Below are 2,299 nucleotides of genomic sequence, written 5' to 3'. Positions count from 1 at the left end.
ATCTTTTTGTACAGTCTATTGCTATCGACACACATACATCCGTTTGGGCGGACCTCGGCGCACAAAACCAAGCCGGTATACTTGCCAACATCGCGCAGCTTTTTATCGGCATTTTCCTGCTATTCGGTGCACCCAAACTCTCATCTTGGATGCGCAAAAGACTTTAACTACATAAAAACAACAGGCCGTCTGAAACCTTCAGACGGCCTACCTCACATTCATTCCCATGCCCAAACCCTCGCCTGAAGAATTGGCAGTCTTTGCAAAACACATCGCTGCTTTCATCCCAACCACACCCGACAAACTTCTTCAACTTATTGACAGTCAAGAAACTGCTATCGTCTTTCTAGGCAAACCAAGTTGTTCATACTGCCGCCGTTTTGTTGCAAAACTGTCTACCGTTTCCATAAACAAGCAGCTTACCATCCACTTTACTGACAGCAGCAATAAAGCAGCTTTAAAAACTTTTCGTGAGCAATACAGCATCAGAACTGTTCCCGCACTACTCAACATCTCACAAGGCAAAATAAAATTTGTCTGCAATTCCAAATTATCAGAAGAAGAAATTGAAGCTTTTTTGAGTGCCTAGACTGCGCAAATTTCCTACTGATTACTTTCCCGGCCGACATTTCAGTTAAAATAACGGCCTAAAAATTTCAGACGGCCTTGCGCCCCAACACATACCATGACCCAAATTACCTTCCAACGCCCCGGCCAGCTAACTGCCCTGCCTCCTTTATCACTCTATATCCATATTCCTTGGTGCATCAAAAAATGTCCATATTGCGACTTTAATTCCCACAGCCTGAAAAACGGCCTGCCGGAAGACGCCTATATCGATGCCCTATTAACCGACTTGCAGCTTGAATTGCCCAATATTTGGGGCAGACCGGTGGAAACCATATTTTTCGGCGGCGGTACACCCAGCCTGTTTCAAGCGAAATCAATTGACCGCTTGTTAAGCGGTGTGCGTTCATTAGTGCGTTTGCAACCCGAAGCGGAAATTACTTTGGAAGCCAATCCAGGCACATTTGAAATTGAGAAGTTTCAAGGATTTAAAGACGCAGGCATTACGCGTCTGTCTATCGGCGTACAGAGTTTTAATGACGATATGCTTGCTCGATTGGGACGAGTTCACAATGGCAAAGAAGCCCTGACAGCTATTGATACTGCATTGAAATTATTTGACAAAGTCAATATCGATTTGATGTACGCCCTGCCAAACCAAACGGTTCAGACAGCATTAGACGACGTGCAAACCGCCATCGCCACGGGTGCGACACACATCAGCGCGTATCATCTGACGATGGAGCCGAACACGCCTTTCGGTCATACGCCGCCAAAAGGATTGCCTCAAGATGAAGCAGCATTGGATATTGAAGATGCCGTACATGGCGAATTGGAAGGTGCAGGCTTTATTCACTACGAAACATCGGCTTTTGCAAAAACTAATATGCAGTGCCGCCATAATTTGAACTATTGGCAGTTCGGCGATTACTTGGGCATAGGCGCGGGCGCACACGGCAAAATTTCCTATCCCGACCGTATCGAACGAACTGTCCGCCGTCGTCATCCCAACGACTATCTTGCCGCCATGCAGAGCAATCCGCATGAAGCCGTTGAACGCAAAACCGTTGCTGCCGAAGACCTTCCATTCGAGTTCATGATGAACGCCCTGCGCCTAACCGACGGCGTACCCGCCGCGATGTTGCAGGAGCGCACGGGCGTACCCGCCGCCAAAATCATGGCGCAAATCGAAACCGCCAGACAAAAAGGCCTGCTTGAATCAGACCCAACCGTATTCTGCCCGACCGAGCAAGGCCGTTTGTTCTTAAACGATTTGTTACAGTGTTTTTTATAAGTGCTTTTTTACAACAGTTAGAACATTTTTAGATTTGCTTAATTTACGACAAGAAAATACAAAACGTTGCCTTGGATGCAGGCTATCGCTATAACCACTGGAGCAAGATCAATAACGTTAAGCTCCATTCCCACGAAGTATCTGCCGGTGTACGCGTAACGTTCTAATATTTGAATGCTTGTCATGAAGCAATCATTGCTTCAAATATCAAGTAACAAAAGGCCCTGTTTCTCAGGATTTCAGACGGCCTTTAATTTTTTTAAATATGTCTAACTTTTTGCTGCTTTTACTTTTTCTGCAAACCACAGCGCCGCCGCAGCACCTGCCATATCGGCAATACCGTCCGCGATCGAACCTTGGCGCGTAGCAGTCAGAAATGCCTGGGCCAGCTCACTTCCTATTGCAAACAATAAAGCGGCAAACAGAATGCCTTTATAG

At 46.4% G+C, this 2,299-nt stretch carries 2 protein-coding genes and 1 pseudogene; all 3 read left to right on the top strand.

The annotated features are described in order from the left end of the window. Positions 1-226 precede the first annotated feature (226 nt). The gene (locus tag ACTHUT_RS18235) at positions 227-589 is read left to right on the top strand and encodes a glutaredoxin family protein (RefSeq protein ID WP_137040857.1); all 363 of its coding nucleotides are present in this window, start codon (positions 227-229) and stop codon (positions 587-589) included. Positions 590-685: 96 nt separating this feature from the next. Continuing rightward, on the top strand, positions 686-1,861 hold the full coding sequence (gene hemW / locus ACTHUT_RS18230; RefSeq protein WP_250600687.1) for a radical SAM family heme chaperone HemW: 1,176 nt from the start codon (positions 686-688) through the stop codon (positions 1,859-1,861). Between the two features lie 59 nt (positions 1,862-1,920). Beyond that, positions 1,921-2,028, top strand: a pseudogene (locus ACTHUT_RS18225) (opacity family porin); the annotation flags it as partial. Positions 2,029-2,299: the final 271 nt, after the last annotated feature.

This window comes from Neisseria sp. P0022.S010 (assembly GCF_051956635.1).
The sequence above is the reverse complement of the archived record's forward strand: the minus strand, read 5'-3'. Positions and strand labels throughout refer to the sequence as shown.